Source organism: Woodsholea maritima DSM 17123, assembly GCF_000382325.1.
GTDB lineage: Bacteria > Pseudomonadota > Alphaproteobacteria > Caulobacterales > Maricaulaceae > Woodsholea > Woodsholea maritima.
The window spans coordinates 94,111-117,667 of sequence record NZ_KB908056.1 but is presented as its reverse complement, the minus strand read 5'-3'; the positions used below and the strand labels follow the sequence as shown (position 1 = coordinate 117,667).

Annotated in this window: 25 protein-coding genes; 11 read left to right on the top strand and 14 right to left on the bottom strand. The window is 56.4% G+C overall.

The genetic code is table 11. The annotated features are described in order from the left end of the window. Positions 1 to 7 precede the first annotated feature (7 nt). Entirely contained in the window at positions 8 to 619 is a 612-nt protein-coding gene (locus H151_RS0100655) for a class I SAM-dependent methyltransferase (protein WP_019959685.1), read from the top strand. Here the strand turns inward: H151_RS0100655 and H151_RS0100650 are convergent. The 3 genes from H151_RS0100650 to H151_RS0100640 are packed head-to-tail and all read right to left on the bottom strand — an operon-like array spanning position 588 to position 3,663. Then, complete coding sequence (locus H151_RS0100650; RefSeq protein ID WP_019959684.1) at positions 588 to 1,694, bottom strand: prenyltransferase/squalene oxidase repeat-containing protein; 1,107 nt, start codon at positions 1,692 to 1,694, stop codon at positions 588 to 590. The two genes, H151_RS0100655 and H151_RS0100650, sit on opposite strands and share 32 nt — an antisense overlap. After that, entirely contained in the window at positions 1,691 to 2,422 is a 732-nt protein-coding gene (locus H151_RS0100645) for a class I SAM-dependent methyltransferase (RefSeq protein ID WP_019959683.1), read from the bottom strand. Before H151_RS0100645 ends, H151_RS0100650 begins: the two co-directional genes overlap by 4 nt. After that, a complete protein-coding gene (locus H151_RS0100640) occupies positions 2,419 to 3,663 on the bottom strand; it encodes a glycosyltransferase family 4 protein (protein WP_233354517.1) in 1,245 nt (414 codons plus the stop codon). Before H151_RS0100640 ends, H151_RS0100645 begins: the two co-directional genes overlap by 4 nt. Positions 3,664 to 3,854: 191 nt before the next feature. On the opposite strand from H151_RS0100640, the gene H151_RS0100635 reads away from it, so the two are divergent. The 6 genes from H151_RS0100635 to H151_RS0100610 all read left to right on the top strand — a co-directional run bounded on the left by H151_RS0100635 (position 3,855) and on the right by H151_RS0100610 (position 9,335). Next, positions 3,855 to 5,000, top strand: a complete 1,146-nt coding sequence (locus tag H151_RS0100635) for an MFS transporter (protein ID WP_019959681.1) — start codon at positions 3,855 to 3,857, stop codon at positions 4,998 to 5,000. A 125-nt stretch (positions 5,001 to 5,125) separates the two neighbouring features. Next, positions 5,126 to 6,286, top strand: a complete 1,161-nt coding sequence (locus tag H151_RS0100630) for an MlaE family ABC transporter permease (protein ID WP_019959680.1) — start codon at positions 5,126 to 5,128, stop codon at positions 6,284 to 6,286. Beyond that, a complete protein-coding gene (locus tag H151_RS0100625) occupies positions 6,283 to 7,053 on the top strand; it encodes an ABC transporter ATP-binding protein (RefSeq protein ID WP_019959679.1) in 771 nt (256 codons plus the stop codon). Before H151_RS0100630 ends, H151_RS0100625 begins: the two co-directional genes overlap by 4 nt. A gap of 12 nt (positions 7,054 to 7,065) precedes the next feature. Then, positions 7,066 to 8,022 carry an MlaD family protein gene (locus H151_RS0100620; protein WP_019959678.1) on the top strand — a complete coding sequence of 319 codons (957 nt, stop codon included), beginning with the start codon at positions 7,066 to 7,068 and terminating at the stop codon, positions 8,020 to 8,022. Beyond that, positions 8,019 to 8,696 (top strand): ABC-type transport auxiliary lipoprotein family protein, encoded by a 678-nt coding sequence (locus H151_RS0100615; RefSeq protein ID WP_019959677.1) that lies wholly within the window; start codon positions 8,019 to 8,021, stop codon positions 8,694 to 8,696. The genes H151_RS0100620 and H151_RS0100615 overlap by 4 nt, the downstream gene beginning before the upstream one ends. Before the next feature lie 210 nt (positions 8,697 to 8,906). Beyond that, positions 8,907 to 9,335 (top strand): GNAT family N-acetyltransferase, encoded by a 429-nt coding sequence (locus H151_RS0100610; protein ID WP_019959676.1) that lies wholly within the window; start codon positions 8,907 to 8,909, stop codon positions 9,333 to 9,335. 59 nt (positions 9,336 to 9,394) lie between these two features. Here H151_RS0100610 and H151_RS0100605 read toward each other — a convergent pair whose 3' ends face one another. Beyond that, positions 9,395 to 11,734 (bottom strand): coiled-coil domain-containing protein, encoded by a 2,340-nt coding sequence (locus H151_RS0100605; protein WP_026353742.1) that lies wholly within the window; start codon positions 11,732 to 11,734, stop codon positions 9,395 to 9,397. Positions 11,735 to 11,907: 173 nt separating this feature from the next. Continuing rightward, on the bottom strand, positions 11,908 to 12,123 hold the full coding sequence (locus H151_RS0100600) for a hypothetical protein (protein WP_156823322.1): 216 nt from the start codon (positions 12,121 to 12,123) through the stop codon (positions 11,908 to 11,910). Between the two features lie 180 nt (positions 12,124 to 12,303). Here H151_RS0100600 and H151_RS15080 point away from each other — a divergent pair, with 180 nt between their 5' ends. Beyond that, on the top strand, positions 12,304 to 13,536 hold the full coding sequence (locus H151_RS15080; RefSeq protein WP_019959674.1) for a DUF418 domain-containing protein: 1,233 nt from the start codon (positions 12,304 to 12,306) through the stop codon (positions 13,534 to 13,536). Positions 13,537 to 13,586: 50 nt separating this feature from the next. On the opposite strand, the gene maiA is transcribed toward H151_RS15080, so the two are convergent. Further along, entirely contained in the window at positions 13,587 to 14,240 is a 654-nt protein-coding gene (maiA, locus tag H151_RS0100590) for a maleylacetoacetate isomerase (RefSeq protein ID WP_019959673.1), read from the bottom strand. Between the two features lie 173 nt (positions 14,241 to 14,413). On the opposite strand from maiA, the gene hppD reads away from it, so the two are divergent. Then, positions 14,414 to 15,475: a 4-hydroxyphenylpyruvate dioxygenase gene (gene hppD / locus H151_RS0100585; protein WP_019959672.1), complete on the top strand. Its 1,062-nt coding sequence runs from the start codon at positions 14,414 to 14,416 to the stop codon at positions 15,473 to 15,475. A 49-nt stretch (positions 15,476 to 15,524) separates the two neighbouring features. Then, a complete protein-coding gene (locus H151_RS0100580; protein ID WP_233354463.1) occupies positions 15,525 to 15,965 on the top strand; it encodes a MarR family winged helix-turn-helix transcriptional regulator in 441 nt (146 codons plus the stop codon). Positions 15,966 to 15,976: 11 nt separating this feature from the next. Here H151_RS0100580 and H151_RS0100575 read toward each other — a convergent pair whose 3' ends face one another. After that, positions 15,977 to 16,426 carry a MaoC family dehydratase gene (locus H151_RS0100575; RefSeq protein ID WP_019959670.1) on the bottom strand — a complete coding sequence of 150 codons (450 nt, stop codon included), beginning with the start codon at positions 16,424 to 16,426 and terminating at the stop codon, positions 15,977 to 15,979. Then, the gene (locus tag H151_RS0100570) at positions 16,413 to 16,703 is read right to left on the bottom strand and encodes a CBU_0592 family membrane protein (RefSeq protein WP_019959669.1); all 291 of its coding nucleotides are present in this window, start codon (positions 16,701 to 16,703) and stop codon (positions 16,413 to 16,415) included. The genes H151_RS0100575 and H151_RS0100570 overlap by 14 nt, the downstream gene beginning before the upstream one ends. Before the next feature lie 440 nt (positions 16,704 to 17,143). Here H151_RS0100570 and H151_RS16745 point away from each other — a divergent pair, with 440 nt between their 5' ends. Then, a complete protein-coding gene (locus H151_RS16745) occupies positions 17,144 to 17,476 on the top strand; it encodes an Hpt domain-containing protein (protein ID WP_019959667.1) in 333 nt (110 codons plus the stop codon). Here the strand turns inward: H151_RS16745 and H151_RS0100555 are convergent. The 6 genes from H151_RS0100555 to H151_RS15070 form a co-directional block, all read right to left on the bottom strand. Beyond that, complete coding sequence (locus H151_RS0100555) at positions 17,463 to 17,792, bottom strand: chorismate mutase (protein ID WP_019959666.1); 330 nt, start codon at positions 17,790 to 17,792, stop codon at positions 17,463 to 17,465. The genes H151_RS16745 and H151_RS0100555 overlap by 14 nt on opposite strands. Before the next feature lie 95 nt (positions 17,793 to 17,887). Further along, the gene (locus H151_RS0100550) at positions 17,888 to 19,066 is read right to left on the bottom strand and encodes a vWA domain-containing protein (protein ID WP_019959665.1); all 1,179 of its coding nucleotides are present in this window, start codon (positions 19,064 to 19,066) and stop codon (positions 17,888 to 17,890) included. Positions 19,067 to 19,096: 30 nt separating this feature from the next. Further along, the gene (locus H151_RS0100545; protein ID WP_019959664.1) at positions 19,097 to 19,759 is read right to left on the bottom strand and encodes a CatB-related O-acetyltransferase; all 663 of its coding nucleotides are present in this window, start codon (positions 19,757 to 19,759) and stop codon (positions 19,097 to 19,099) included. Between the two features lie 3 nt (positions 19,760 to 19,762). Continuing rightward, a complete protein-coding gene (locus H151_RS0100540; protein ID WP_019959663.1) occupies positions 19,763 to 20,605 on the bottom strand; it encodes an AAA family ATPase in 843 nt (280 codons plus the stop codon). An 86-nt stretch (positions 20,606 to 20,691) separates the two neighbouring features. Continuing rightward, a complete protein-coding gene (locus H151_RS0100535; protein ID WP_019959662.1) occupies positions 20,692 to 21,600 on the bottom strand; it encodes a class I SAM-dependent methyltransferase in 909 nt (302 codons plus the stop codon). Beyond that, positions 21,600 to 23,396, bottom strand: coding sequence for a tetratricopeptide repeat protein (locus H151_RS15070; RefSeq protein ID WP_019959661.1), 1,797 nt, complete (start codon positions 23,394 to 23,396; stop codon positions 21,600 to 21,602). Before H151_RS15070 ends, H151_RS0100535 begins: the two co-directional genes overlap by 1 nt. Positions 23,397 to 23,557: the final 161 nt, after the last annotated feature.

Below are 23,557 nucleotides of genomic sequence, written 5' to 3'. Positions count from 1 at the left end.
GACTTTGATGTCAAACGCATTTGATCCCCAAAGTGTAAAGGGCTTTTTGGCCGTGGATGAGGGCGAGGCTTTGGCGCGCCATGTCCGCGCCTTGAATGTGCCCGGCCCGGTGTTGGAGATTGGCAGTTGGTGCGGGCGCTCCAGCGTCTATCTCGGTCAAGCCGCACGTGATGAGGGCCGAATGGTGTTTGCGCTCGACCATCATCGCGGGTCTGAAGAACATCAATTGGGTGAAGGCTATCACGATCCTGCGCTTTATGATGGGGACATTGGCCGTGTGGACACGCTGGGGGCCTTCCGGCGAACCCTCCATGATGCGGGTCTTGATCACACGGTTGTGGCCCTCGTCGGGCCATCTGAGCCCATCGGGCGGGTCTGGCAAACGCCGTTAAGTCTGCTTTTCATTGATGGTGGCCATGCGATGGCGACGGCGCTGGGCGATTATCGCGCCTGGGCTGGGCATGTCGTGCCGGGCGGGGTTCTGGCCATTCATGATGTGTTTCCAGACCCTAAAGATGGCGGTCGCCCGCCTTATGAAATCTGGAAGCTGGCTGTGGCCTCGGGCCTTTTTGAGACGATTGAACGGGTCAATACGCTCGAATTTCTGCGCCGGGTGTAAATTCGGCGCACGGGCCTGCATGGCGGATCAATAGATCATGGCCGGGGCTAAGCTCGTCCAGTGCATCCATGGCAAGGATCAATGCGGCGGCGGTCCAGCTGGGGCGTTCGCGCGGCCATATGACGCCCATCTCAAACTGCCAGCCCATCCAATAGCCCCCATCTGGGGCGATCATCGGGGCGAGATCCTGGATCAGGGTGCGCGCGGTCTCGCGCTCGCCCAGACTTAGACAGGCCAGCGCCAGTTCTGCAGTTTCTGCCGCCGTCACCCAGGGCTGATCACTGACGCAGCGACAGCCGAGATCGGCCACCACATAGGTGTCCCAGTGCTGATCCAGATGCGCCTTCGCGCCTTTGCCCAAGAGGACACCCGAGAGGATGGGATAATACCAGTCCATGGCATAGCGCGCGCGTTGGGTAGCGAAGCGGTCAAAGCGGTGTGGCTTGCGGGTCAGGGCATCCCCCAAACGCAAGCGCGCTTCACGCCAGTCCGCGCGATCCTCGCCCAGCGCATCCATCAGACGAAGGCCGCATTCCAGGCTTTTATAAAGCGAACAATTCCCAGCGCGCACTGAGTCCACTTTGCTGAAGTCTTCCCCCGCGTCCAAAGCCTTCCAGACGATGTCGCCGTGCGGGCTTTGTTGGGCGAGTACGAAATCAAGCGCGCGCTCGACCATAGACCGATATTGGGTGAGTACGCGCGGCGCATCAAGCGCCAAGGCGGTGCGCAGGACCACCACCGCGACATACCCGGCAAAATTGGTGTCGCGCACAGTGGGAAGGTTTTGGGGCGGGGCCAAGCGCTCATTCGCGGCATCCATGGGCACGCCTGCGCCCAGTTCACACGACCAGGAGCCGTCTTCGTTCTGACGCGCCGCTAAAGCCTCCAGCCCGCGATGGGCGGCATCTTTTCGCCCGGCAATGGCCAGCGCCATGACGCTCTCGCCATGGTTCCAGGCATCCCAGATGCCACGCTCGATCCAAGGAATAGAGCCGTCTTTACCTTGCAGCGTTTCGATCCAATCCGCGCAGGCCTCCAGATCGAAATGTGCGCTGGCGGGGCGTTCGCGGCTCATCCTGGTACATCCGCGTCGGGCTTGGTGAAATACAGCGCGACGCTTTTTCCCATAAGGGGATTAAGCAGGCGATCGAGGGTACGGGTCAAACGGGGCGCCTGGATGATGTCCCATTCCAAGAAACGGCGATAGAGCGCGACCAGGCGGCTGGTCTCGCGGCTGTCCCATAAGGCACATTGCAGCCACCAATAGGGCGCGTGCAGGCTATGGGCGCCATGTTTTTTGTAGGCGCGCAGACCGGAGGCTTCGACCTGGCGTTTTAGCGCACCGGTATGGAAGATCCGCACATGCCCGCCCGGTGTCTTGGGATAGGCGTCCGACAGCATCCAGCACAGTTTTTCCGGCCACCAGCGCGGCACGGAAATCGCCAGGCGCCCGCCGGGTTTTAAAATCCGGTTGATCTCAGCCAGGGCTGCATCGACATCGGGTAAATGCTCTAACACTTCAGAACAGATAATGCGGTCAAAACTGTGATCGGGGAAGGGAAGGCGCGCGGCATCGCCGGTCGTGAAGCTGGCTGAACGCGGCGCAGCGCCCTGGGGCGGGGGCAGTTGGAAGAAGCCTTCAATGGCCCCCTGACAATCGTCCCAGCTTAAATCCAGTCCGACACAATCAAGGCCCACCTCTTGCCAGTAGAGCCCATGCATATGACGCCCGCGCCCACAGCCCAGATCAAGGACGCGCTGGCCAGTTTCTAGCGCCAAGTCTTCAAAACGGATGGTGATCATTCGGCGGCCTGCGCAGGGTGAAGGGCGGGGGCGAGGCCGAGCGCGCGCTGATAAAGCGCAATCGCGCTGTCGGCATGGTGGGACCAGGTGAAGTGGCGCTGAACATGATCGAGGCCCAATTGGGCGCGGTGCCGGGCCTCTTCAGGGTGGTCGAGCATGTGGGCGATGGCGGTGGCAAGGGCTGCGCTGTCATTGACCGGCGTGACGAGACCTGCAGGGCCCGCCACTTCGGGTAGCGCCCCCCCATCGGACACCACCACCGGCGTGCCACAGGCCATGGCCTCAGCCGGGGGGAAGCCAAAACCCTCAAAGCGCGAGGCGGAAACGAAGAGGCCCGCTTCGCGGAACGCCTTCGCCATGTCCTGGCTGGATAATCCCGAACGGAAGGTCACATGGTCCATCAGATTATGATCTTCCAGGGCGCGCTTGGTTGGGCCATCGCGCAAGGCACCAATGACGGTGAGGCGCAAATCGGGCCGCGTCGGGACCAGGTGGGCCAGGGCTGCGATAATGACATCCAAGCCTTTAATCGGCACATCCGCGCTCGCCACCGCGATCAGGCGATTGGGATCGCGCTGAACGCTGGGATCTGGATAGAAGAGGTTATGGTCCAGGCCATTATAGGCGATGTGCACGCCCTGGGGCTTTACGCCGCAATATTGCCCATAGCTGATCTTGGAGGCTTCAGACACCGCCAGGAAATAGCGTAGCCGCTGGGCGGTATAGGCTTGGCGTTTGATGAAGGAATACCAGCGCCGGGTCAGCACGCGCTCAATGCGTTTGTCCTGACCTTGCAAGGCGAAATCCAGATCAATGGCAATGGGATGGTGCAAGGTGGTGATCACCGGCAGGCGTTGATCAATGGCAATCATCGCCGGGGCCAGGGTTTGATTGTCATGCAGGACATCAAAGCGATGGCCTTCGCGTTTTAGAAAAGCGTTCAAGCGCCGGCCAAAGGCTGTCAGCTCGCCAAAGGCCCCGGTGTTGTGGGCCAGCCATTCGCCGCGATCGGCCTTGTTTTTCAGGTGATGCCAGCGCAGTGCCTTAAAGGCGTTATCCACCGTGAACAGATCCAGCGAGGGCAGGCGGATCAGCTCAATCCCTTCATCCAGCTCCGGATAGGGCGGCCCGGAAATAACGCTCACCTCACACCCGGCGGTGCGCAGCGCCCGGCTCAATTCCCGCACATAGACCCCTTGTCCGCCGACATGGGGGTGCGAGCGATAGCCGCTGATCAACACCCGCAAAGGGCGCTTCAGATGTAAGGGGGGCCTAGGGGCCGAACGAGGATCGTGGTTATCTTTCATAAGGCTTGGAAAGCTAGCCGCGTGCGCGCCATGCGCCAAGATGGAAATGTCTGCATTTGCGTCATTTCCCTTTCATCCGGCCCGGTTTAGAGCAGTTGAGATTGACGTGGGAAAGGAAGGTCAAGATGAACGCGGCAGGCTTACGCTTCACCCTTTTCTATGCGGCCTTCTTCTTAGGCTTCGGGGCGTTTTTACCGCTGCTTCCGGTCTGGCTGGAAACACGTGGATTATCGCCCGAAGCGGTCGGGCTCGCCCTGGCGGCGGGAACCTTAGGACGCTTGTTTGCCGCACCTATTGGCGGGCTATGGTCAGACCGCGCCTATCGCCAGCGTGATGTGCTGGTCGCCTTTGCCTGTGTATCGGCGGCGCTGTTCATTCTGCACTGGCCGATCCATCACACGGGTATGCTGATCATTCTTTCGGCCTTGGCGGGGTTTTCCTTCACCGGTCTCATTCCCATCAGTGATGCCTTCGCGATGAAGCAATCGCGCCAAGCTGGTTTTACCTTTGGGATACCGCGCGCCTTTGGCTCCGGGGCCTTTGTGGTGGGCAATATCACTGCCGGAGCTTTGGTCAGCCTCTATGGCGGCGAAGTGATCATGATCTGGATCATCGCGGCCAGCTTGATTTTGGCGGCTGCGGCCTTTCTCTTGCCGCCCGGCCATCGCCCGCCTGGTCCGATGCCTCTACCTTATCAGGGCATTGGTGAATTATTGGGCCAGGGTCTACCTTTGGCCTTTGCCGCCTCAGCCCTCATTCAATGTGCCCACGGATTTTATTACGGCTTCTCCGCCATCACCTGGCGTGATCAGGGCATTAATGAAGCCATGACCGGTATTTTATGGGGCGTCGGGGTCGGGGCCGAGGTGATTTTCTTCCTGGTGTCCGCACGCTTCTTTGGGCGCTGGCGGCCTTCGCATCTTCTGGTTCTGGGCGGGGTGATGTCGCTGTTACGCTGGGGCGCGTTGGCCTTATCACCGCCCTTGTGGCTGCTTATCCCCTTACAGGGCCTTCATGCTTTCAGTTTTGCGGCATCCTATTTCGGGTTTCTGCGTTATGCCTCTGATCATGCCCCGGCGCGCTTTGCCGCCACGGCGCAGGCGGTCAATTCCGCGCTGTCCGGCGGGATTGCCTTGGCGTTGAGTTATGCGGCCTCGGGCTGGCTTCATGATCATTTCGGGGCCTATGGCTTTGCTTTCATGATGCTTCCGGCGGGGGCAGGGCTGATCTTTGCGATAATTTTGCAACATAAAAAATCGGTTTTGCCATAATCATGCCTTTGATGACCGGCATGTCATTTTATGCTTGGGTAAAACATGGAATTAGATCATAAGGCCATCTTGGGTGGTGGTCTGTTCGTGAACCCTTTTGGGAAGTAATCGGGGTAGTACGGGGGATGACCAGGTCTTGGACCTCACCAGACGGGCGCGCGCGCCTGAGCGTGGACGATGGGGGTGATGTATGCACGCTTATCGCTCACGGGGATTGGCTGGTATCAACGATTGGTGTGTTTGACCGTCCGCTGTCTGAGATTGCGGCGCGTTTTAGCGTGGATAAAATCTGCATTGATGTGCGCGAACTGGGGCGTATTGATACCGCCGGGGCCTATATCTTGTCTCGCTTCGCCCTCAAGCCTTGCGGGCAAAACGGACCAGAGCTGAGCTTGATCGGCGCGCATGATGTCGCCCAGCGCTTGATGGCGGAGGTGCGCACCCGCATGCTCAATTGCCCGCCTGATGATACGCCCAGCCGCGGCGGCATTGTCGCGACCTTCGCGCGCATCGGTCGAGGTTTTGAAAGCGCAACCCGTGAAGGCGTGGATACGCTGGCCTTTTTGGGCCGTGCGATTTTGACCTTCTTGCGTGTGGTGGTGAACCCGACGCGTTTGCGCTGGAATGCGATTGTCCATCAGATGGAAGTGGTGGGCGTGGATGCCTTGCCGATTGTTTCCATTCTCTCCTTCTTCATCGGGGCGGTCGTGGCCTATATGGGCGCGAAATTGCTGACGACGTTTGGAGCATCGGTCTTTACGGTTGAGCTGGTGGGGCTATCGGTTTTGCGCGAATTTGGCGTTTTAATCACGGCGATTATGCTGGCCGGGCGCTCTGATTCCGCCTTTGCCGCTGCGCTGGGCTCGATGAAGATGCAGCAGGAAATCGACGCCATGAAGGTCATCGGGCTCGATCCGTTTGAGGTTTTGGTCCTGCCGCGCATTATCGCCTGCGTGCTGATGGCCCCTTTGTTGGCGTTTGCCGCCATGCTGGCCGGGATTTTCGGCGGTATGATGGTGGCCTGGACGACTTTGGACATCGCCCCTTCCTTCTTCATCACCCGCATGGAAACGGCCATTCCTTGGAATCATTTCTGGGTTGGGATGTCGAAGGCTCCGGTCTTTGGGCTTCTGGTCGCCATTATCGGTTGCCGCCAGGGTATGAAGGTGGGTGGTGATGTAGAAAGCCTGGGCGCGTGTACGACGGCGGCCGTGGTGCAGGCGATCTTTGCGGTCATTGTTGTCGATGCGCTCTTCGCCATGGTCTATCTGGAGCTGGGTGTATGAGTGAGCGCGCCATCATCGAAGTGCGCGGACTGCATACTCAGTTCGGCAGCCATGTCGTGCATGATAATCTGGATCTAGAGGTTCGCCGCGGTGAGATTTTGGGCATTGTCGGGGGCTCCGGCACGGGTAAATCTGTGCTGCTCAACACGATATTGGGCCTGAAATCGCCAGATGGTGGTGAGGTGTTTTATGATGGGCGCGCCTATTCCAAGCTCTCTGCCGAGGATCTAACGGCCCTCCAGCAAAACTGGGGCGTGCTGTTTCAGGGCTCGGCCTTGTTTTCCGCGCTCACCGTGCGCGAAAATGTGCAAGTGCCCCTGCGCGAGCATGTCAGCCTGCCGCTGTCCTTGATGGATGAGATTGCTGACTTAAAAATCGGTCTGGCTGGTCTTGCCCCTGAAGCGTCGACGAAATTTCCATCGGAACTTTCGGGCGGTATGAAAAAGCGCGCAGGTCTGGCCCGCGCCCTGGCGCTCGATCCTGATATTTTGTTCTTGGATGAGCCAACCTCGGGCCTTGATCCCATCGGGGCGGGCGAGTTTGATACATTGATTTATGATCTGTCGCGCACTTTGGGCCTGACGGTAGTGATGATCACCCATGATTTGGACAGCCTGCATACGATCTGTGATCGGGTCGCGGTGCTGGCCGAAAAACGGGTGATCGCCAACGCCCCGGTCGATGAGGTGGCGGCGATGGATCATCCTTGGATACAAACCTATTTTGGGGGACCGCGCGGGCGCGCGGCCCTTCGCGAAACGCGCTAGCGGGAGAGCGATATGGAGACGAAAGCGCATCATGCCCTGGTCGGCTTCTTTGTGGTCTTTTTGACGGCTGCAGGGGCCTTCTTCGCGCTCTGGCTGGGCCAGATCAGCCTGGATAAGGAATATCGCGAATACGATATCGTTTTTACTGGAACGGTGACGGGCCTGCGCCAAGCCGCCGATGTCCGCTTTAACGGGATCCAGGTGGGTGAGGTGATTGATCTGGGCCTGAACCCGGAAGATCCCAATCAGGTGATTGCGCGCATTCGCGTCGATGCCGAAACGCCGGTCAAAACCGATAGTACGGCGCAGCTGGATTTCCAGGGCTTAACTGGACTTTCCTATATCCTGCTCTCGGGCGGATCAAATGGGGCGGGCCTGTTGCATGAGCAAAGCGGATCGCGCGTGCCGCGGATCTATGCGCGCCAATCGGATCTGGAAGAGCTGTTCGCGGGCGGTGAAACCACTTTGGAGGCGGCCCAGCAAGCCCTGGCGCGGATCTCGACCCTGTTAAGTGATGAGAATATCGAGAGCGCGAGTGCGATGCTCAACAATCTTGAAGAGCTTTCGGACCAGCTTTCGGATAATGGCGCGTTGATGCGCGAATTGCGCGATGCTCTGGTGGTGATCGAGGATGCAGGACAAAATCTCAGCGCGGCCGGGGCTTCGCTGACCCAGACCTCTCAATCGGTTAATACCTATGTCGTCAATGACCTGACACCGGCTACGCAAAACACCAATCTGGCCGCGCAATCCATTGATCACACCGCTAAACTGACGGCGCAAACTCTGGAAGACTTGCGCCCCGGCTTGGAAGATTTCGCTCAGACGGGCCTTCCTGAATTGACCTTGGCGATTGAGGATCTGCGTCGCTTACTGGGCAATGTGGAGCGTATTTCGGTGGAATTGGAAGACAACCCGACCGGATTTATTGCCGGGACGAATGGTGAAGAGGTGGAGTTACCCCAATGATCACACCCATCAGCAATCTAGGCACTTTGGGCAAAGTCTGCGCCGGTGTGTTGAGCCTGTCTGTAGCGCTTGGCCTGTCGGGATGTATTTCGGTTCTCCCCAAAGCCAAGCCGCATCAGATTTATCGCCTGGACGCGCCCATTGATCTGGGCAGTGAAGGCCTGGAAGAAGCGCGCCTGGTCTTGATTGAGCGCCCGATCGCGCCGCGTGCCTTGATCAATGATAAAATCGCGCTGGCTTACCCTGATGGTCGCATCGCTTATGCGGCGCAATCAAATTGGGTTAGCCCCGTACCGGCCCTGATCCAAGATCGGGTGATGGATGCCTATGCGGCGGAAATTCCTGAAATTGCCGCCGTTCGCAGTGAAGATGGCGTGCGTGCGCGCTGGGCGCTGCGTTTAGAGGTTCGTCATTTCGAAGCCCTGTTCGATCAAGGCGAAGATAGCGCGCCTTTGGTGCGTGTCATGATGCGCGCGCGCATTGTTGACGAACAAGAACGCAGCCTCATCAGTTCGCGCACGGTGGAATCTGAAGTGCGTGCGCGTAGCCGCACTGTCAGCGCCATCGTCGAGGCCTTTGATGGCGCCAGCACGGAGGTCTCCCGCACGCTGGTCACCTGGTCGCGTGATGTCCTGGCCGCCCAGCCCCAAGAGGGGGATGCTGGCGAAGATTAAGTCAAAAGATCTTGGCGCGCTGGGCAGGCTTTGCTATGCTTGGCGCGCAGATCCTTTGGAGATTTTATGTCCTGCTAAGTGCCGGAAAGCCATTGGGGCTTTCCACCCCTGACCATCGATCACGTCCATGCGTGCCGGGCAGGTGAGCCATATTCTCGATAAGGGCCCTCATGGTTTTGAGCGGCCACAGGACAAGTGACTCTATAAACAATGATCAAACTTTATGATCCGCGCGATGAAGACGCGGTGATTGGTATTTGGCGTCGGGCTTCGGCTTTGGCGCATTCCTTTTTGACGCCGGCCTTCATGGATGAGGCAGAGCATTTAACGCGAACGGTGTTTCTGCCGAACTCTGAAACCTGGATCTATTCCCAGGGTGGCGTGCCGGTCGGCTTTATCGCCATGCTGGACCGCACGATCGGGGGGCTGTTTCTCGATCCCTCTTGGCATGGTCAGGGCCTGGGTCGCGCCATGCTGGACCATGTGCGGGGGTTAAAACCTGGCCCGTTAGAGGTTGAGGTGTTTGAGAAAAACACGATCGGGCGGCGGTTTTATGACCGCCAAGGCTTTGTTGAGGTCGGGCGTTATCATCATGAGATGTCCGCGCAAGAGACCTTGCAAATGCGTTTAGAAGGATAGCCAACACAAAGAAGGGCGCTGCATCGCAGCGCCCTTTGCTTTTGGGTGATCCACTAGGATCAAGTTTTCGGTTTCTTCTCGTCTTCTTCCATATTGGCGAGCAGGTCTTTCCAACGCCAGCCATTGGGATCTTGACGCTGAGCCTCATCCGGGGTGCGTCCCGTGAGGGGCTCGCTAGGGCCATTCTTACGATCGCGCTCCTTGCGGGTTGGGGCGATGGGGGTGAAGCGTTCGGCCTTGGCGGCGTCGGCTTTGTTATCCTCGTGGGGGTTTTCGCGGTCCTTATCGCGCGCGCGCGCGCGTTCAGAAAAGCTGGTCGCTTTACCCTCTTCACGCGCTTGACGCTCCCGCTCGCGGCTGCTTTCGCGGATGTAATTGCGGGTGCCGGAGATGCGCGAGGGTGTGTCCTCAGCCGTGGGGGCAGGGGATGACGTGGCCGGGCTGATGGGATCCTTCAGTTCCAATGGTGCGTCGGTTTTGGGTTCAGAGCGCGCTTCATAGCGCGTTTCTGAACGCGGCTCATTCAAAGGGCTGGCGCGATGGGTGGTGAAGGGCGAAGGCACTTCATTGACGCCCAGATCCATCATCGGGCGCCCGCCGGCTACCGCCCCCATGCGCAGCATAAAGTCTGAGAGCAGCTCATAGTTTTGCCGCAGGCGCGCCTGGAAGAGATCATCAATCTCGCGCGCACGTTCGGTGGCGCTCAAGGCGGCATTATGCATCCGATCGAGGCCTTCGCCCAAGATCGCTTCCATCTCTTCAGAGACTTGGCGTGCACTATCGGGCGCACGGTGTAAACGCTCGCGCATATCGGCCAGGCTGCGCTCGATTTTATCGCTTTCGCTGCGCGCCATCGCCAAGGTATCGGCCAATTGACGGCGCACGGTTTCAGAAGCGTTTTCCGCCGCCGCCGTCGCTTTGGCCGTCAAAGTTTCCGCTTCACGCAGGCGTGCCTGGAAGGCTTCGTCAGAGCGCTGTGCGGCATCAAACCCGCTTTCATTCAGACGCTCAATCGCGGCGCGGGCTGCTTCAGCCTGAGCGGCGAAACTGTCCTTGATGCGATCCATCTGATCATCAAGCGCGCCAAAGCTGGTCTCGCGAATTTCGCTTAACACATCGCGGGCATGGGTGGCCTGATAATCGAGCGCATCGGCGGAGCGTTCCGCCGCTTCGCGCACGCCCTCTGCGGCCTCATTGAGAACGGCCAGTGCCTTCTCATTCAGCTCCGCGGCGTCTTTAGATTCGATACGAATACGATCGGCCATCCGCGCCGCGCGCGTCAGGGCATCATCAACGGCGGTCAAGAAGAGCTGGCTACTTTCCTCGGCGGAGGCTTTTAACGTGTCAGCGCCTTCGCGGGCCGATTTACCCATCATCTCCAGCTCAGCGCGGTGGAAATCAAAGGCCGCGGCGATGCGCTCTTGCTCTTTGCGCAGGGCCTCACCGGCATCGCTTAAATGCTCACAATGATTGAGATACGCCTGCTCCAGATCGCCCGAATGCCGCGTCAGGGTGGAGGCGAGATCTTTCAGCTCTTGCGCGCGATTATCAATGGTCAGCGCGACGGTATCGCCCGCCTTGTTGATCTGACCGGTGACCCCTTCCAGACGTGCGCTGGCCTTGCTCAAACGCTCTTCGCTTTCCTTGACTTGCTTGTCCGCAAGATCGGCGGCGGCGGCCACCATGGTCGATTGGTCCTTGATGGCCGAAGCGATCAGCGCCGCCTTGTCGTCCAGACCTTCAGCGACATCGGCCAGGCGCGCGCGCTCTTCGCGCAGGGTACGCATCATGGCCTCGGCGCGGGTACCCGCTGCGCTCGACGCGCTTTCAAGCGAATCAGCGTGATGGGCGATCACCTCTTCCATCGCCGCCAGACGCGCCAGCGCGCTTTCTAAAGCGAGGTTCAGCCGGTCAATCTCATGACTGACGGATTGGGACAGGGTGCGCACCTGGCCCTCAGCCTGCTCCATCGGTTGGCCAAGCCGTTGCAGGGCGACATCAATCTGATCGGCCCGGTTGGAGGAGCGCGAAACTTCGCGCCCCAAAAGGCCGCTGATCAAGAATAAAAGCGCAGGCCCAGCCGAGAGCATGGCAAAGCCACCCAGCTGGGCCGGGCTTAAGGGCTGAACGCTGCCATCCATGTGATAGCCAAAGATATAGGCCGCAGCCCCAGACAGCCATAAGAGCGCAAAGGCGATCCCGACAAAGGAAATCCAAGTGCTATTGTCTTTGCGCGGGGCAGGGGTGGGGGGCGTGTATGTATTCTGCGGCAGGTGGGTCTGCGCCGGACTGATCTGACCTTGAGACTGCGGCGCAAAGGCCATCGGCGCGCCCTGGGGTGCTCGCGTCTGTTGAGAAGACGGGGTTTCAGTCTGGGGAGACATATCATCAGCGGCCATCGCCAAGCCTCAATTGTTCGTCATCATCACACAAGACCCACACGCGATATATATCCGTGAAGCCTTTTGCGCAGTATGACATATCTTGCGTCAGATGTGCGGGGTTAACGCACACTTAATCAGATGCGCCTGACGCACACAGACCTTATTGATACGGTTTTTTTACGCTGGGATCAAATCTGATGAATGCGACCAGTTAAATTGACCGAGGTCGTGTCGCATTTTTCCGTTGCCAACCAGGCGGCAGGCTGCGTGGAAGAGGTGTTCACCTGATAAACCACGGGGATGGTGCGTGTTTCGGGGCAGCCCTCGCTGGCTTTATACTCGATGCCCACCATCGATAGCGCGGTGGCGGCAATAAAATAGAGTATGTTCCAAAGCATAGTCACAATCAGTCCCCTTTTTGTTTTTTATGACGGGCTGGATCTGGAATGACAAGAGAGGCAGCGCACAATTTCCATGAAATCTTGGTAAGAATAAGCCCTGACCCGCCTTCAATATGCCCGAATATAACAGTTGGATTGTCACGCATTTGCACTAAGGTGTCGGACAATATTTAAGGAGGGGACATGCGACCGGTTCAAGAAAAACAACGCTTTGAAAGCTTAGATGTCTTACGCGGTATCGGCGTATTGGGCATTTTGGCGGTCAATGTTCAGGCCTTCGCGATGTATTTTGCCGCCTATGACCACCCTCCCGCTCATATGGATGTTACGGGTATCAATCTGGCCGTCTGGGCGATTCAGCATACCTTCTTCGAGCTTAAATTTATCACCATCTTCTCGGCGCTGTTCGGGGCCGGGATTATGTTGATGGTGGGCGAAGGTGAAGACTTAACCGGACGCCGCCGCCTGCATTTTTCGCGTATGCGCTGGCTTTTGGTCTTCGGTCTGATCCATGCTTATGTGTTCTGGTATGGCGATGTTCTCACCGCTTATGCCATCGTGGGCATGATCGCAGTTTATTTCCGTCAGATGAGTGTGAAAAAGCTGGTGTTTTGGGGTGGGGTCTGGATTGCGATTTCAGGCCTTTTAATCTTGTTGATGCAGGCCAGCGCTGCCTTGATGCCAGCCGAATTGAGCCAGGGCGAAGATTTGACTTTTGGCACGCTCCCCCCTGCTGCTTTAAATGATTTAATTGAAGCCTACCGTGAAGGCTTTATTGCACGCCTTCCCTACAATGTTGTGATTACTCTGTTGGGGCAATTGCAAGCGTTGACGTTTTTTGGCGGACGTTTGATTGGGGTGATGTTTCTGGGTATGGCCTTGTTCAAGTGTGGATTTTTAACTCTACACTGGCAAGCCGGTGATTATATCAAAGCTTTATTGATCGGGGGTGTTCTAGGGGGGGCATGTGTCATTGGATCGACTGTGATTGAGATCGCCGACAATTTCTCCCAAAAGACCTATTGGATTGCATCCGGCCTAAACTATGTCGGCAGTCTGGGCGTCGCGCTCGCCTATGCCAGTGCGGTGATGGTGATCTGTCAGGCGAAGATTTGGACCCCGATCCGGGATGCTTTTGCCAATGTCGGGCGGATGGCCTTCACCAATTACCTGACCCAAACCTTTATCATGACCTTGATCTTCGTTGGCCCGCCGGGCTTGGGGTTATTTGGTCAGGTCGAGCGTTGGGGCCAGGCCTTGATCGTGATCGCGGTATGGGCGCTGCAACTGATCTGGTCCACGCTATGGCTGAAATCCTTCACCATGGGGCCGTTGGAATGGTTCTGGCGCGGCTTGGCCTATGGCAAATTCCCGGCGTTTAAACGCCGATCAGACCCAGAGCCGAGTGAAGCTTAAGACAAAGCCCCGCGATTGGCGGGGCTTTTTTCTACCTCGCTTTCGTGAGTTTAGTCTTCGTGGGGGGCGTCGGGTTGATTGGACGGATGAGCCTGTTCGAACGCGGGATGAGCTGTTGCGGCGGCATCGGCGCGCACTAAATGCGGGAAATGATCCAAAGGCACACCAAAGCGGCGTGCATTATACATTTGCGGCACCAGATAAACCTCAGCCATGGTGGGGGCGTCACCAAAGATGAAATCGCCCTCTTTGCCATGAAGATGGGCAAGCTTTTCCAAGGCTTCAAAGCCTGAATGGATCCAATGGCGCGCCCATTCCAAGGCCCCGTCTTGATCGAGGCCATAGGTCGCCTTGATATGCTTCATGATGCGCAAATTTTGAATCGGATGAATGTCACAACCAATCACGGCCGCGAAGGCGCGCACATGGGCGCGTTCGCGCGGGTCTGAGGGCAGAAGCGGCGGGGTTGGCCAGCTTTCCTCAATCCACTCCAAAATCGCCGGGCTTTGGATCAGATCTTCACCATCGGCTTGCAAGGTGGGCACCAAGCCTTGGGGCTGATGAGCGCGATAGGCCTCATCATGATGGCGCGCCTCCAATAAATTGACCGGGTCCTGGCTATAGGATTGGCCTTTATAATTGAGTGCAATGCGCACGCGATAGCTGGTCCCGGATCTGAAATATCCCAGAAGATTGAGGTTCATAGTCGAGAATCCTTGTGCTGAGGTGGGCCGATCATAACCCTTTTTTTCACCAAAGGTGAAGATTGTGGGCTTAAATTAGTTGCAAATGTTACTATCTTCCGGCATCGAAGGGGCACATAAAGACCTCGCACTCGCCTCGTGCGGGGCTTCGCTGTGGAAGAAGGATTAGCACAATGGCTGATATTTTTGAGAATCCGTTGGGCACTGATGGGTTTGAGTTTGTTGAATACACCAGCCCAGAGCCTGAGAAGCTGGAAGCTTTGTTCACCGCTTTGGGCTTCAACAAGGTTGGCAAGCACAAGACCAAAGACATTGTGCGCTATGCCCAGGGCGATATCACCTTCTTGATCAATCGCGAAACTGAAGGCCAGGCTGCTGAATTCCGTAAAGCCCACGGCCCATCGGCCAATGCGATGGCTTTCCGGGTCAAAGACGTCAAGACAGCCTATGCGGACGCGTTAGAGCGCGGCGCGGAACCTTATGGCGATAGCATCTGGACCGATGGCGAAACCATTCCTGCGATCAAGGGGATCGGTGGGTCTGTGCTGTATCTGGTCGACCAATATGGCGACAGCAATATTTATGATGCTTTGTTCGACCCGATCGAGGTGAGCGAAGATCATTCAGTGGGTCTGGAAGTGCTTGACCACCTGACCCACAATGTTCTCAACGGCAAGATGAACCATTGGGCGTCTTTCTATGAGAATGTCTTCAACTTCCGTGAAATCCGCTATTTCGACATTAAAGGTCAGCATACGGGCCTGTTGTCGCGTGCAATGACCGGGCCGTGCGGTAAGCTGCGTATTCCGTTGAATGAATCGAGCGATGATCAGTCGCAAATCTCTGAATACTTACGTGAATATAATGGCGAAGGCATTCAGCACATCGCCCTGACCACCGAGAACATCTATGAGACGGTTGAAAAGCTGCGCTCTAATGGTGTGATCTTCCAAAGCACGCCAGAAACCTATTATGAGCTGGTTGATGACCGCGTGCCGGGTCATGGCGAAGACTTGCCGCGTCTGAAGCAAAACTCGATCCTGGTGGATGGTGATCCGGAAAATGGCGATGGCTTGCTGTTGCAGATCTTCACTACGACCAATATTGGTCCGATCTTCTTTGAAATTATTCAGCGAAAAGGCAATGAAGGCTTTGGCGAGGGTAATTTCAAGGCTCTGTTCGAATCGATTGAGCTTGATCAAGTCCGCCGCGGCGTGATCAAAACCGACGCCTAAATCTTTGGCGATGCCAGATGATCATAAGCCTGAAGGGGGCCGCAGCGATGTGCTGCGGCTTCCTGACTATTTGCCCTACCAGCTTTCTGTTGCCTCGAATAAGGCGAGCCGGCTGATTGCGCAGGCCTATCAGGCGCGCTTTGGGCTCTCGATCTGGGAATGGCGGGTGATTGCGGTCCTGGGCCAGCAAGGCGGGTTGACGGCGCAGGCGATTTGCGAAGCGACCGCGATGGATAAAGTCACCGTCTCGCGCGCCATCCGTAATTTGGATACTCGTAGTTTGATTGCGCGTGAGCAAAGAGCCCACGACCGACGGGCCTCAGATGTGCATCTCACCGTGACGGGCCAAAGCGTCTATGAAGAGGTGGTGCCGCTGGCCCATCATTATGAGCGCCAATTGTTAGCGGACTTCTCTGAAGCCGAGGCGCAAGAGCTCTCCCGGCTCTTGAAAAAACTGGAGCGTCAGGCCGAGGCTTTGGGTGCTAAATAGCGCGAAACAGCCTAAGGTAGGATCATCAAGGTCAGCCAGTCGGCTATCAGGGCAGGCTTAGACGCGCCTTGAATCTCCACCTGACAGGTCTGGGTCAGCATCACTTGATTGGACCCACGCGGCTCTATCGCGCTTAAAGTGAACAGGCCGCGCACCTGGCTATCGACGGTGACCGGATTTAAAAAGCGTACTTTATCAAAGCCATAATTGATGCCGATACAGCCCTCTGGCACGGGGGGTAGAGCTTTTTCAGCAAAGTGTGACAGCAGGGATAGGGTCAAAAACCCATGGGCAATCGGTCCGCCAAAGGGCGTGGCCTTGGCGCGCTCAGGATCGACATGGATGAATTGATGATCCAGGGTCGTGTCTGCAAAGGCGTTGATGCGGGCCTGATCAATGCCCATCCAGGGGGAGGCATGGGTCACATTGAGCTGTGCGCTCAGGGCCTTAAGGGCGCTCATAGTCACTCTCCTGGGTGCGGCGACGGGTCAGGGTTTTGATGATGCCAAACACCGAAATGCTCAGCCAACAGATCTCAATCACCATTGAAGCGAGGTTCATCGTGTTCAGCAAGGAGACAATCAGGAGCACAGCGCCGCAGGCATTGATGGAGAGATAACGCAAATCATCCGATTTCAGCCATTCGGTTTGAAGGCAGAAATAGGCCCCCAGCACGCATGCCACGCCCATGAAGCCAATAATATCGGTGAAGGTGATGTAAGAAAAAAACTCGATCATGGCCCGGATATAGGCTGAATAGGTCAGCCAAGCCAGACGGAGCGTACCTTAGGCGCGCGATTTGCGCAGTCTTTGACGAATGAGCGCGAGCAGCGCTGCACCTGCTAATAAGATAACAGGTGTAAAGGGAATAAGGGAGGGCGTATCAAAGATGTAGGGTGCGCGCTCCGCCAAGGCCACGCTTAAAAGGCAGGCAGCGCCAATTTGTGCATAAACACCAAGGGTTAACACAAAAAAGATTAAATTCTCACGTTTGAAGAAGAGCCGTCCCATCCATTCCCCCCGAGCGGCAATTGATCGCCTATTTTACTCTCCTAACGAGAGATTATCAATCCTTAATGTAAGTGTAAGATTAAGGGCATTTTAAGGCTAAGAATAAGTTTGGCTTGAAGTTTCCGGTCGGCGCGATTTAGTGCATAAGGGGTGTAAGGATAATTCTTATGGGTGATTTTGCTATTCTCGATCGTCAGCATTTAGCGCGGTATACCGGTGGGGATGCGGCGTTGGAGGCTGAATTATTTGGTCTTTTTCTGCGCCAAGCCGAAACCTGCATTGAGCGTTTAAAGATAGCGCAAAACGATCAAGCCTGGCGTGATGCGGCGCACACTTTAAAGGGATCAGCACGCGGCATTGGCGCGATGGCACTTGGTCATGCGTGTGAAATTGCAGAACAATGCGTGGATGATGCGCGCGGCGATGCCTTGATCGCCATTGCGCGCGAAGTTCATAAGGTCAGCACCTGCGTTGCTGAGGATTTGGCTAAGTGCGCGTAGCGTCATAGACCTTAAATTCATAAGCGATGGAGCGCTCAATCAGCTCACGCCACACAGGCTCAGCGATCTCAGCGGGTAAATCCACCGTTTTCGCAGTTGTCAGGACTTTGGCGACGACATCTTCAATGCGCGCTTCATCGCGAACGGCCTCGCGCCCCGGTTTGATGCGCGCGGCCGCTTCCATATAACGGCTGCGTTCGGCGATCAGGCGTACCAGCACGCGGTCCAGGCGATCGACACCGTCGCGCACCTCACTCATGTCGGTGCAAGCTTCGGCTGCGATGCGGGCTTCTAGGTCTTTAAAGATATCATCCATGGCGGGGCCGTCTTTTATCGGTGTGTCAGGCCCTCTCTATAGGTAGCCCGCACGCGAATGCCCAGCCCGGCCTGCACCTGAGGGCCTGCGCCCGATCAGCGCTTGGCGAGCTCTTTCATGGCTTGATCTACCCCACTGAGCGTGAGGGGGAACATGCGCTCTGGTCCTATGATTTCCTGAACAAGCTGGATGGAAAAGGTATGGCTCCACCACGGTTTAGGCTGTGGGTTCAACCAAACCGTATGGGGATAGGCTTCAACAATGCGCCGCAGCCAAGCCCCGCCGGCTTCCTCATTGAAATGTTCAACCGAGCCGCCCGGATGGGTGATTTCATAGGGGGCCATGGCGGCATCGCCGACGAAAATGACTTTATAATCAGAGCCATATTTATGAAGAATGTCCCAGGTGGGCTTCACCTCCATCTTGCGGCGCAGATTGTTTTTCCACACGGCCTCATAGGGGCAATTGTGAAAATAGAAATATTCCATGGTCTTGAACACCGAGCGCGCAGCGGAGAATAAACGCTCCGTCATTTCGATATAGGGGTCCATGGATCCGCCAACATCGAAAAATACCAGCACCTTAACGGCGTTATGGCGTTCGGGCCGCATTTGCACATCCAACCAGCCCTGTTGGGCGGTGGCCTGAATGGTGGCATTAAGATCAAGTTCGTCTTGGGCTCCCTCGCGAGCGAATTTGCGCAGACGTCGCAGGGCGACTTTTAAATTGCGCGTGCCCAATTCGCGATCCCCATCAAGGTCGCGAAAACGGCGATCTTCCCAGACTTTGACCGCCTTGTTGTGCTTGGATTGACCGCCAATACGCACGCCGGCCGGGTTCCAGCCCGAATGTCCATAGGGGCTGGTCCCACCGGTGCCGATCCATTTATTACCGCCTTGATGGCGCTCGGTTTGTTCGGCCAGGCGCTCTTTCAAGGTTTGCATTAATTCATCTAAATCCATGGCCTTAATGGCGGCCATTTCTTTAGGGCTGAGGATTTTATTCAGCTCTGCGCGCAGCCAATCATCGGGAATGTCGGCGTCTTTAAAGATATCGCCTAAGGCTTCGATGCCTTCAAATAAATGGGCGAAGACTTTGTCAAAGCGGTCGAAATGGCGTTCGTCTTTCACCAGACAGGCGCGCGAAACGGCATAGAAATCATCGAGATTGGGCTCAATCGCGCCCTTGTCCAACGCTTCTAACAGGGTCAAAAACTCCCGCGTCGAGACGGGGATTTTTGCAGCGCGTAGATCGGAAAAGAAGCGTAATAACATGGTTAGCCCTCTATGAGCGGCTGGTAGAGTTTAATCAAGGCCATGGGCTTTGGCAAAAGCCATTAAAGCTTGGATGTCCTGGCTCATCAGATGCGGACCGGCTTGGGCCACCGCCTCATCAGGCCAATCCCACCAATTGAGCGCCAAGAGCTGTGCGATGTCATGTTCTGGCAGGCGCAGTTTTTTGACCTCAGCGGGATTGCCCGCCACCACTTCATAAGGCGCGACATTGCGCGTGACGACGCTTTGCGCGGCGATGATCGCCCCATGACCAATCGAAACCCCAGGCAAGATCGTCGCGCCCCAGCCAATCCAGACATCGTGGCCCACGCTGATGCCGCCGCGATTGGGCCAGGGTGTGGGGGCGGGAGCCTCCATCTCGGCAAAAATCGCAAAGGGAAAACTTGATAAACGATCCGCAAAATGATTGCCGCCATTGAGAAGGAAGCTCGCGCCCTCCGCAATGGAGCAATATTTGCCGATGATCAGGCGATCTTCAATGAAGTCAAACGCATAGCGGATATTGTCCTGGCCAAAGCGGGTGGGGTCACGGCTATCATGATAATAGCTCCAATCGCCCGCTTCGGCTTTGGTATGGTCGGCCAATAAAGGCTTCAAGAACACCATGGAGGGGGCAGCCGCCATGGGATGGGTCTTGGCCTTTAGGGCCTCCAGCACAACCGGATCGGGCATAACTTAGTTTCCGCGGCGTGCCATAAAGGCAATTTTTTCAAACAACTGAATGTCCTGCTCGTTTTTCAGCAAGGCCCCATGAAGCGGCGGGATCACTTTGCGCGGATCACGCTCGCGCAGGACTTTGGGATCAATATCCTCAACAAGTAGCAATTTCAGCCAGTCCAGAAGCTCTGAGGTTGAAGGTTTCTTTTTAAGGCCTGGAACCGCGCGCACCTCAAAGAACAGGGTGAGCGCTTCGCTCAACAAACGTCCTTTCAGATCGGGATAGTGGACCTTGATGATCTGTTCCATCGTGTCTTCGTCGGGGAAGGAGATGAAGTGGAAAAAGCACCGACGCAGGAACGCATCGGGCAGTTCTTTTTCATTGTTTGAGGTGATGATGACGATCGGGCGCTGATCCGCGCGAATGGTTTCACCGGTCTCATAGACATGAAACTCCATCCGGTCGAGTTCTTGCAGAAGATCGTTGGGAAACTCGATATCGGCCTTGTCGATTTCATCAATCAACAACACCGGGCGCTGGTCATGGGTAAAGGCCTGCCAGAGCTTACCCTTGCGGATATAGTTCTTAACATCGTGAACCCGGTCATCGCCCAGCTGACTATCGCGCAGACGCGCAACGGCGTCATATTCATAAAGGCCTTGATGGGCTTTGGTCGTCGACTTGATATGCCATTCCAGGAAGGGCGCATTCAGCGCCTGGGCCACCTGACGCGCCAGCTCAGTCTTACCTGTGCCCGGTTCGCCCTTGATGAGCAGGGGGCGTTCGAGAACAATCGCCGCATTGACGGCCGCGGCCAGTTCTTCGGTGGCGACATAGGTCTCAGTTCCAGTAAAGCGCATGCTGACGTCCTAATTCTTCTAATTGTGTCTGTTCCATAAGAGATAAGCAACCTCTCAGGCGAGGGCGAGCCCTGAAATGCACCTATTTATGAGCTTTGTGGTGAAAGTCCGGCAAAAACCGCATCTTCTGGGGCGAGGCAGAATATATCCTTGAATTTTGGGAAGAAAAAACACCCCTCTTCATCCACTAAACTTCCATCCACATCCAGAAGCGGGCTATGGGTCAAGGGGTTTTGCCAGGCAAAGTCTGTGCGCGCCAAGGGTGTTTTTCTTTTAAGTATAAGAATATAGGTCTGATTGTCGGCGCGTATCGTCACATCAAGCGGGGCGCTGGCCAGAACTTCAAAATCGCTGAGCGCTTCAGCGCACTCCCAAATATCACGCGCATAGCCCATCGCTTCCATGCGTTGACGCTGGGCGGGGCTGGCCTCGCGGTAATTGGGTTCAAACAAAACCAGTAAATCGCGGGTGCGGGCGGCGAGCGCGGGTATAAGATCGCTCGCACGGGCATTGGGCTCTAAAGCGTGCATGGTCACGACAAGATCAAAGCTATGCTCACTCAAAGGTAGGCTGGCCATATCGCCCTTACACAGGGTGGTTTTATTGAAGGGGGCGTCTTGCAGATTGCGCGCCGCCCATAACAGGCGATGAAGGCTGAGATCCAGACCCACAAAGTGCGAAAGCTTATGCGGAAAGTCGCACCACATATTGCCTTCGCCGGTCCCGCAATCAAAGACGGTTTCGACATGATGCGATTGGCACAGCGGTACCACAATATCATGGACTGCCGCGCGATAGGCGCGCGCGATGTCGCTATCTTTGGTGGCGGTGTAAGATCCGCTTTGCAGGGCGTAGGCGATCTCAACACAGCGCGCATGGGGCAGGTCCGTCGTCTCGCGCAGGGTGGCAATCATGTTCTTGCCTTGGCTCAAAGCCTCACGCGCCAGGCTATAGGCCTTGAAGATATCGTGCGTAGGGAAGGGGGTGAAGGCCATCAGGCACCATCCTTTTGCAGGGTCAAAATGGCTTTGCTGATCCCAGCCATCACCGTATCCCAATCGCCAAAAGTCTCTGCGCTGAAGAGGCGCGCGGGGGGCAGCCAGGGTAAATTCGCGGTGCCAAACTGCGCCCAGACATGTTTTTGACCCGCAGCGATGAAGGCTGGGCTTCCGGCGCTGGCCACCAAAGCTGTGGAGGTGTTCATGGGACCGACAGCGAGATCGAGCGCTGCGCCCAGGGCGGTCAGGTCATCCAGCTGGTTCATGACATCTAAGCCCTCTATTTGATGGATGGTGACGCCCAGCTCGTCTTGACATTGGGCAAGCTCGGCTTCGATCTCACCATATTGCAGATTGATCCAAACCGTACCGGGCATTTGTAAAACCGGTTTCCAGGCCGTGAAGGGCGAAAAATATTTCTGCCGCTTGGCATTCATCAGCTTGGATTTCCAGCACAGTCCGATTTTAAGGCCCGGCCCCAGGGCGTCTAAGTGTGCTTTGAAATGTTTGACCTTGTCGGGATCGGGCGTCAAATGCCCACCCGAGGTTGGGAATTGCGCGATATCATGGCGTACCGCGCTCATCATATTGCCGAAGGGGGCCCATAGATCAGGCGTGAAGGCTTTATCCAGGCCCAGCACCACGCGCATGGGATGGCCCTCGATGGAGCGGGTCCGGTGCGGGGTAATCGTGTGAAGCTGTGGAAAGCTACGTTTGAACAAAGGGATTAGGCGTTCTTCACACGACAGGCTGATTTTACCTTCAGGCCCGATGCGCTTGAACAGATCAGGTAGGGCGCTCAGCATCATAATCTCGTCGCCAATCCCTTGTTCGCCGACCAGTAACAGATGCTTATTCTCGATCAACGCGAGATCCTGGCCGTCCCACAAGGGTTGAGTGATCAGGAATTGGGTGGAGTTATTATACTCACGATGCAGGCGGCTTTGGTAATTGATCCACCCCTCTTTAAGTTTGCCGGTGGCCAGCTGAGCCAGGGACAGGCCGTGGCGCATCGTGACGGCATCGCGCAAGGAGGCGGGGTTTTTCATCGCCTGGTCGAAATGGGTTAGGGATTTTTCCATATCGCCGATCAGTTCATGCGCATAGGCAATGTTGTTGTGTCCGCGCGCGAAATCAGGCTTTAGCCGCAAAGATTCCTCATAGAAGACAATGGCCTGTACGGGGTCGCCGCTTTCAAGCAGGATCGTGCCCATGGCATTCCACAGATCATGACTTTCCGGATGCTGGTAAATGGCCGCGCGCACGACCTCGATGGCGTCTTCAAACTTGCTTTTATCGCGTAAAATTCCGCCCAGATTGATGGGCCCGGCGGGATTGTCCGGGGCGAGCTGACATTCCAGACGGGTGAATTTTTCTGCCGCGTCCAACATATCCATGCGCCAGGCGATCAGCGCCAGATTGTGGTAGATTTCAGAGTTTTGCGGGTCCATGCGCCAAGCGCGCTCATAGAAGGTCAAGCAGGTTGAAAGCCGGCCAAGTTTCTCCAGCGCGATCGCCATGGCGAGGTTGGCGACGGGAAGGTCAGGGTCTTCATCGAGGACTTTTAACAGGATTTGCGCGGCCTTGGCCGGCGCGTTCTGATCCATCAGGACGACGGCGCGCCTGATCTTGGCGATCTGCTTTTGAAGGGCGCGATCAGATTTGACCTTGCTTGATTCCAGCGCCTTATTGAGGGGGGAGAGGGTGTTTTTGACAACCCCATCGTGAATATCGTTTTTGGCCTCTTCCTGGCCTGCGGATAGTTCAGCTTCAAGATCAAGGAGTTGGGTCATCATATATCGCGATCATGGTCTAGGACTAGTCAAAGTCAGTGCGCCGTGCTTCGATTAAAAACCTGCTAACGTATTCATGTCCCGTCTTGGAAACGGTTTGTTCACCTCAAAGCCTCATTGTATGGCCAAGGGATGTTAACAATAACCCGGTGTAAGCGCGA

Bases quoted from the DNA above. Each gene is read 5' to 3' on its own strand.
- H151_RS0100655 (WP_019959685.1), top strand. From the start codon at position 8: ATGTCAAACGCATTTGATCCCCAAAGTGTAAAGGGCTTTTTGGCCGTG.
- H151_RS0100650 (WP_019959684.1), bottom strand. From the start codon at position 1,694: ATGAGCCGCGAACGCCCCGCCAGCGCACATTTCGATCTGGAGGCCTGC.
- H151_RS0100645 (WP_019959683.1), bottom strand. From the start codon at position 2,422: ATGATCACCATCCGTTTTGAAGACTTGGCGCTAGAAACTGGCCAGCGC.
- H151_RS0100635 (WP_019959681.1), top strand. From the start codon at position 3,855: ATGAACGCGGCAGGCTTACGCTTCACCCTTTTCTATGCGGCCTTCTTC.
- H151_RS0100630 (WP_019959680.1), top strand. From the start codon at position 5,126: ATGACCAGGTCTTGGACCTCACCAGACGGGCGCGCGCGCCTGAGCGTG.
- H151_RS0100625 (WP_019959679.1), top strand. From the start codon at position 6,283: ATGAGTGAGCGCGCCATCATCGAAGTGCGCGGACTGCATACTCAGTTC.
- H151_RS0100620 (WP_019959678.1), top strand. From the start codon at position 7,066: ATGGAGACGAAAGCGCATCATGCCCTGGTCGGCTTCTTTGTGGTCTTT.
- H151_RS0100615 (WP_019959677.1), top strand. From the start codon at position 8,019: ATGATCACACCCATCAGCAATCTAGGCACTTTGGGCAAAGTCTGCGCC.
- H151_RS0100610 (WP_019959676.1), top strand. From the start codon at position 8,907: ATGATCAAACTTTATGATCCGCGCGATGAAGACGCGGTGATTGGTATT.
- H151_RS0100605 (WP_026353742.1), bottom strand. From the start codon at position 11,734: ATGGCCGCTGATGATATGTCTCCCCAGACTGAAACCCCGTCTTCTCAA.
- H151_RS15080 (WP_019959674.1), top strand. From the start codon at position 12,304: ATGCGACCGGTTCAAGAAAAACAACGCTTTGAAAGCTTAGATGTCTTA.
- maiA (WP_019959673.1), bottom strand. From the start codon at position 14,240: ATGAACCTCAATCTTCTGGGATATTTCAGATCCGGGACCAGCTATCGC.
- hppD (WP_019959672.1), top strand. From the start codon at position 14,414: ATGGCTGATATTTTTGAGAATCCGTTGGGCACTGATGGGTTTGAGTTT.
- H151_RS0100575 (WP_019959670.1), bottom strand. From the start codon at position 16,426: ATGAGCGCCCTTAAGGCCCTGAGCGCACAGCTCAATGTGACCCATGCC.
- H151_RS0100570 (WP_019959669.1), bottom strand. From the start codon at position 16,703: ATGATCGAGTTTTTTTCTTACATCACCTTCACCGATATTATTGGCTTC.
- H151_RS16745 (WP_019959667.1), top strand. From the start codon at position 17,144: ATGGGTGATTTTGCTATTCTCGATCGTCAGCATTTAGCGCGGTATACC.
- H151_RS0100555 (WP_019959666.1), bottom strand. From the start codon at position 17,792: ATGGATGATATCTTTAAAGACCTAGAAGCCCGCATCGCAGCCGAAGCT.
- H151_RS0100550 (WP_019959665.1), bottom strand. From the start codon at position 19,066: ATGTTATTACGCTTCTTTTCCGATCTACGCGCTGCAAAAATCCCCGTC.
- H151_RS0100545 (WP_019959664.1), bottom strand. From the start codon at position 19,759: ATGCCCGATCCGGTTGTGCTGGAGGCCCTAAAGGCCAAGACCCATCCC.
- H151_RS0100540 (WP_019959663.1), bottom strand. From the start codon at position 20,605: ATGCGCTTTACTGGAACTGAGACCTATGTCGCCACCGAAGAACTGGCC.
- H151_RS0100535 (WP_019959662.1), bottom strand. From the start codon at position 21,600: ATGGCCTTCACCCCCTTCCCTACGCACGATATCTTCAAGGCCTATAGC.
- H151_RS15070 (WP_019959661.1), bottom strand. From the start codon at position 23,396: ATGACCCAACTCCTTGATCTTGAAGCTGAACTATCCGCAGGCCAGGAA.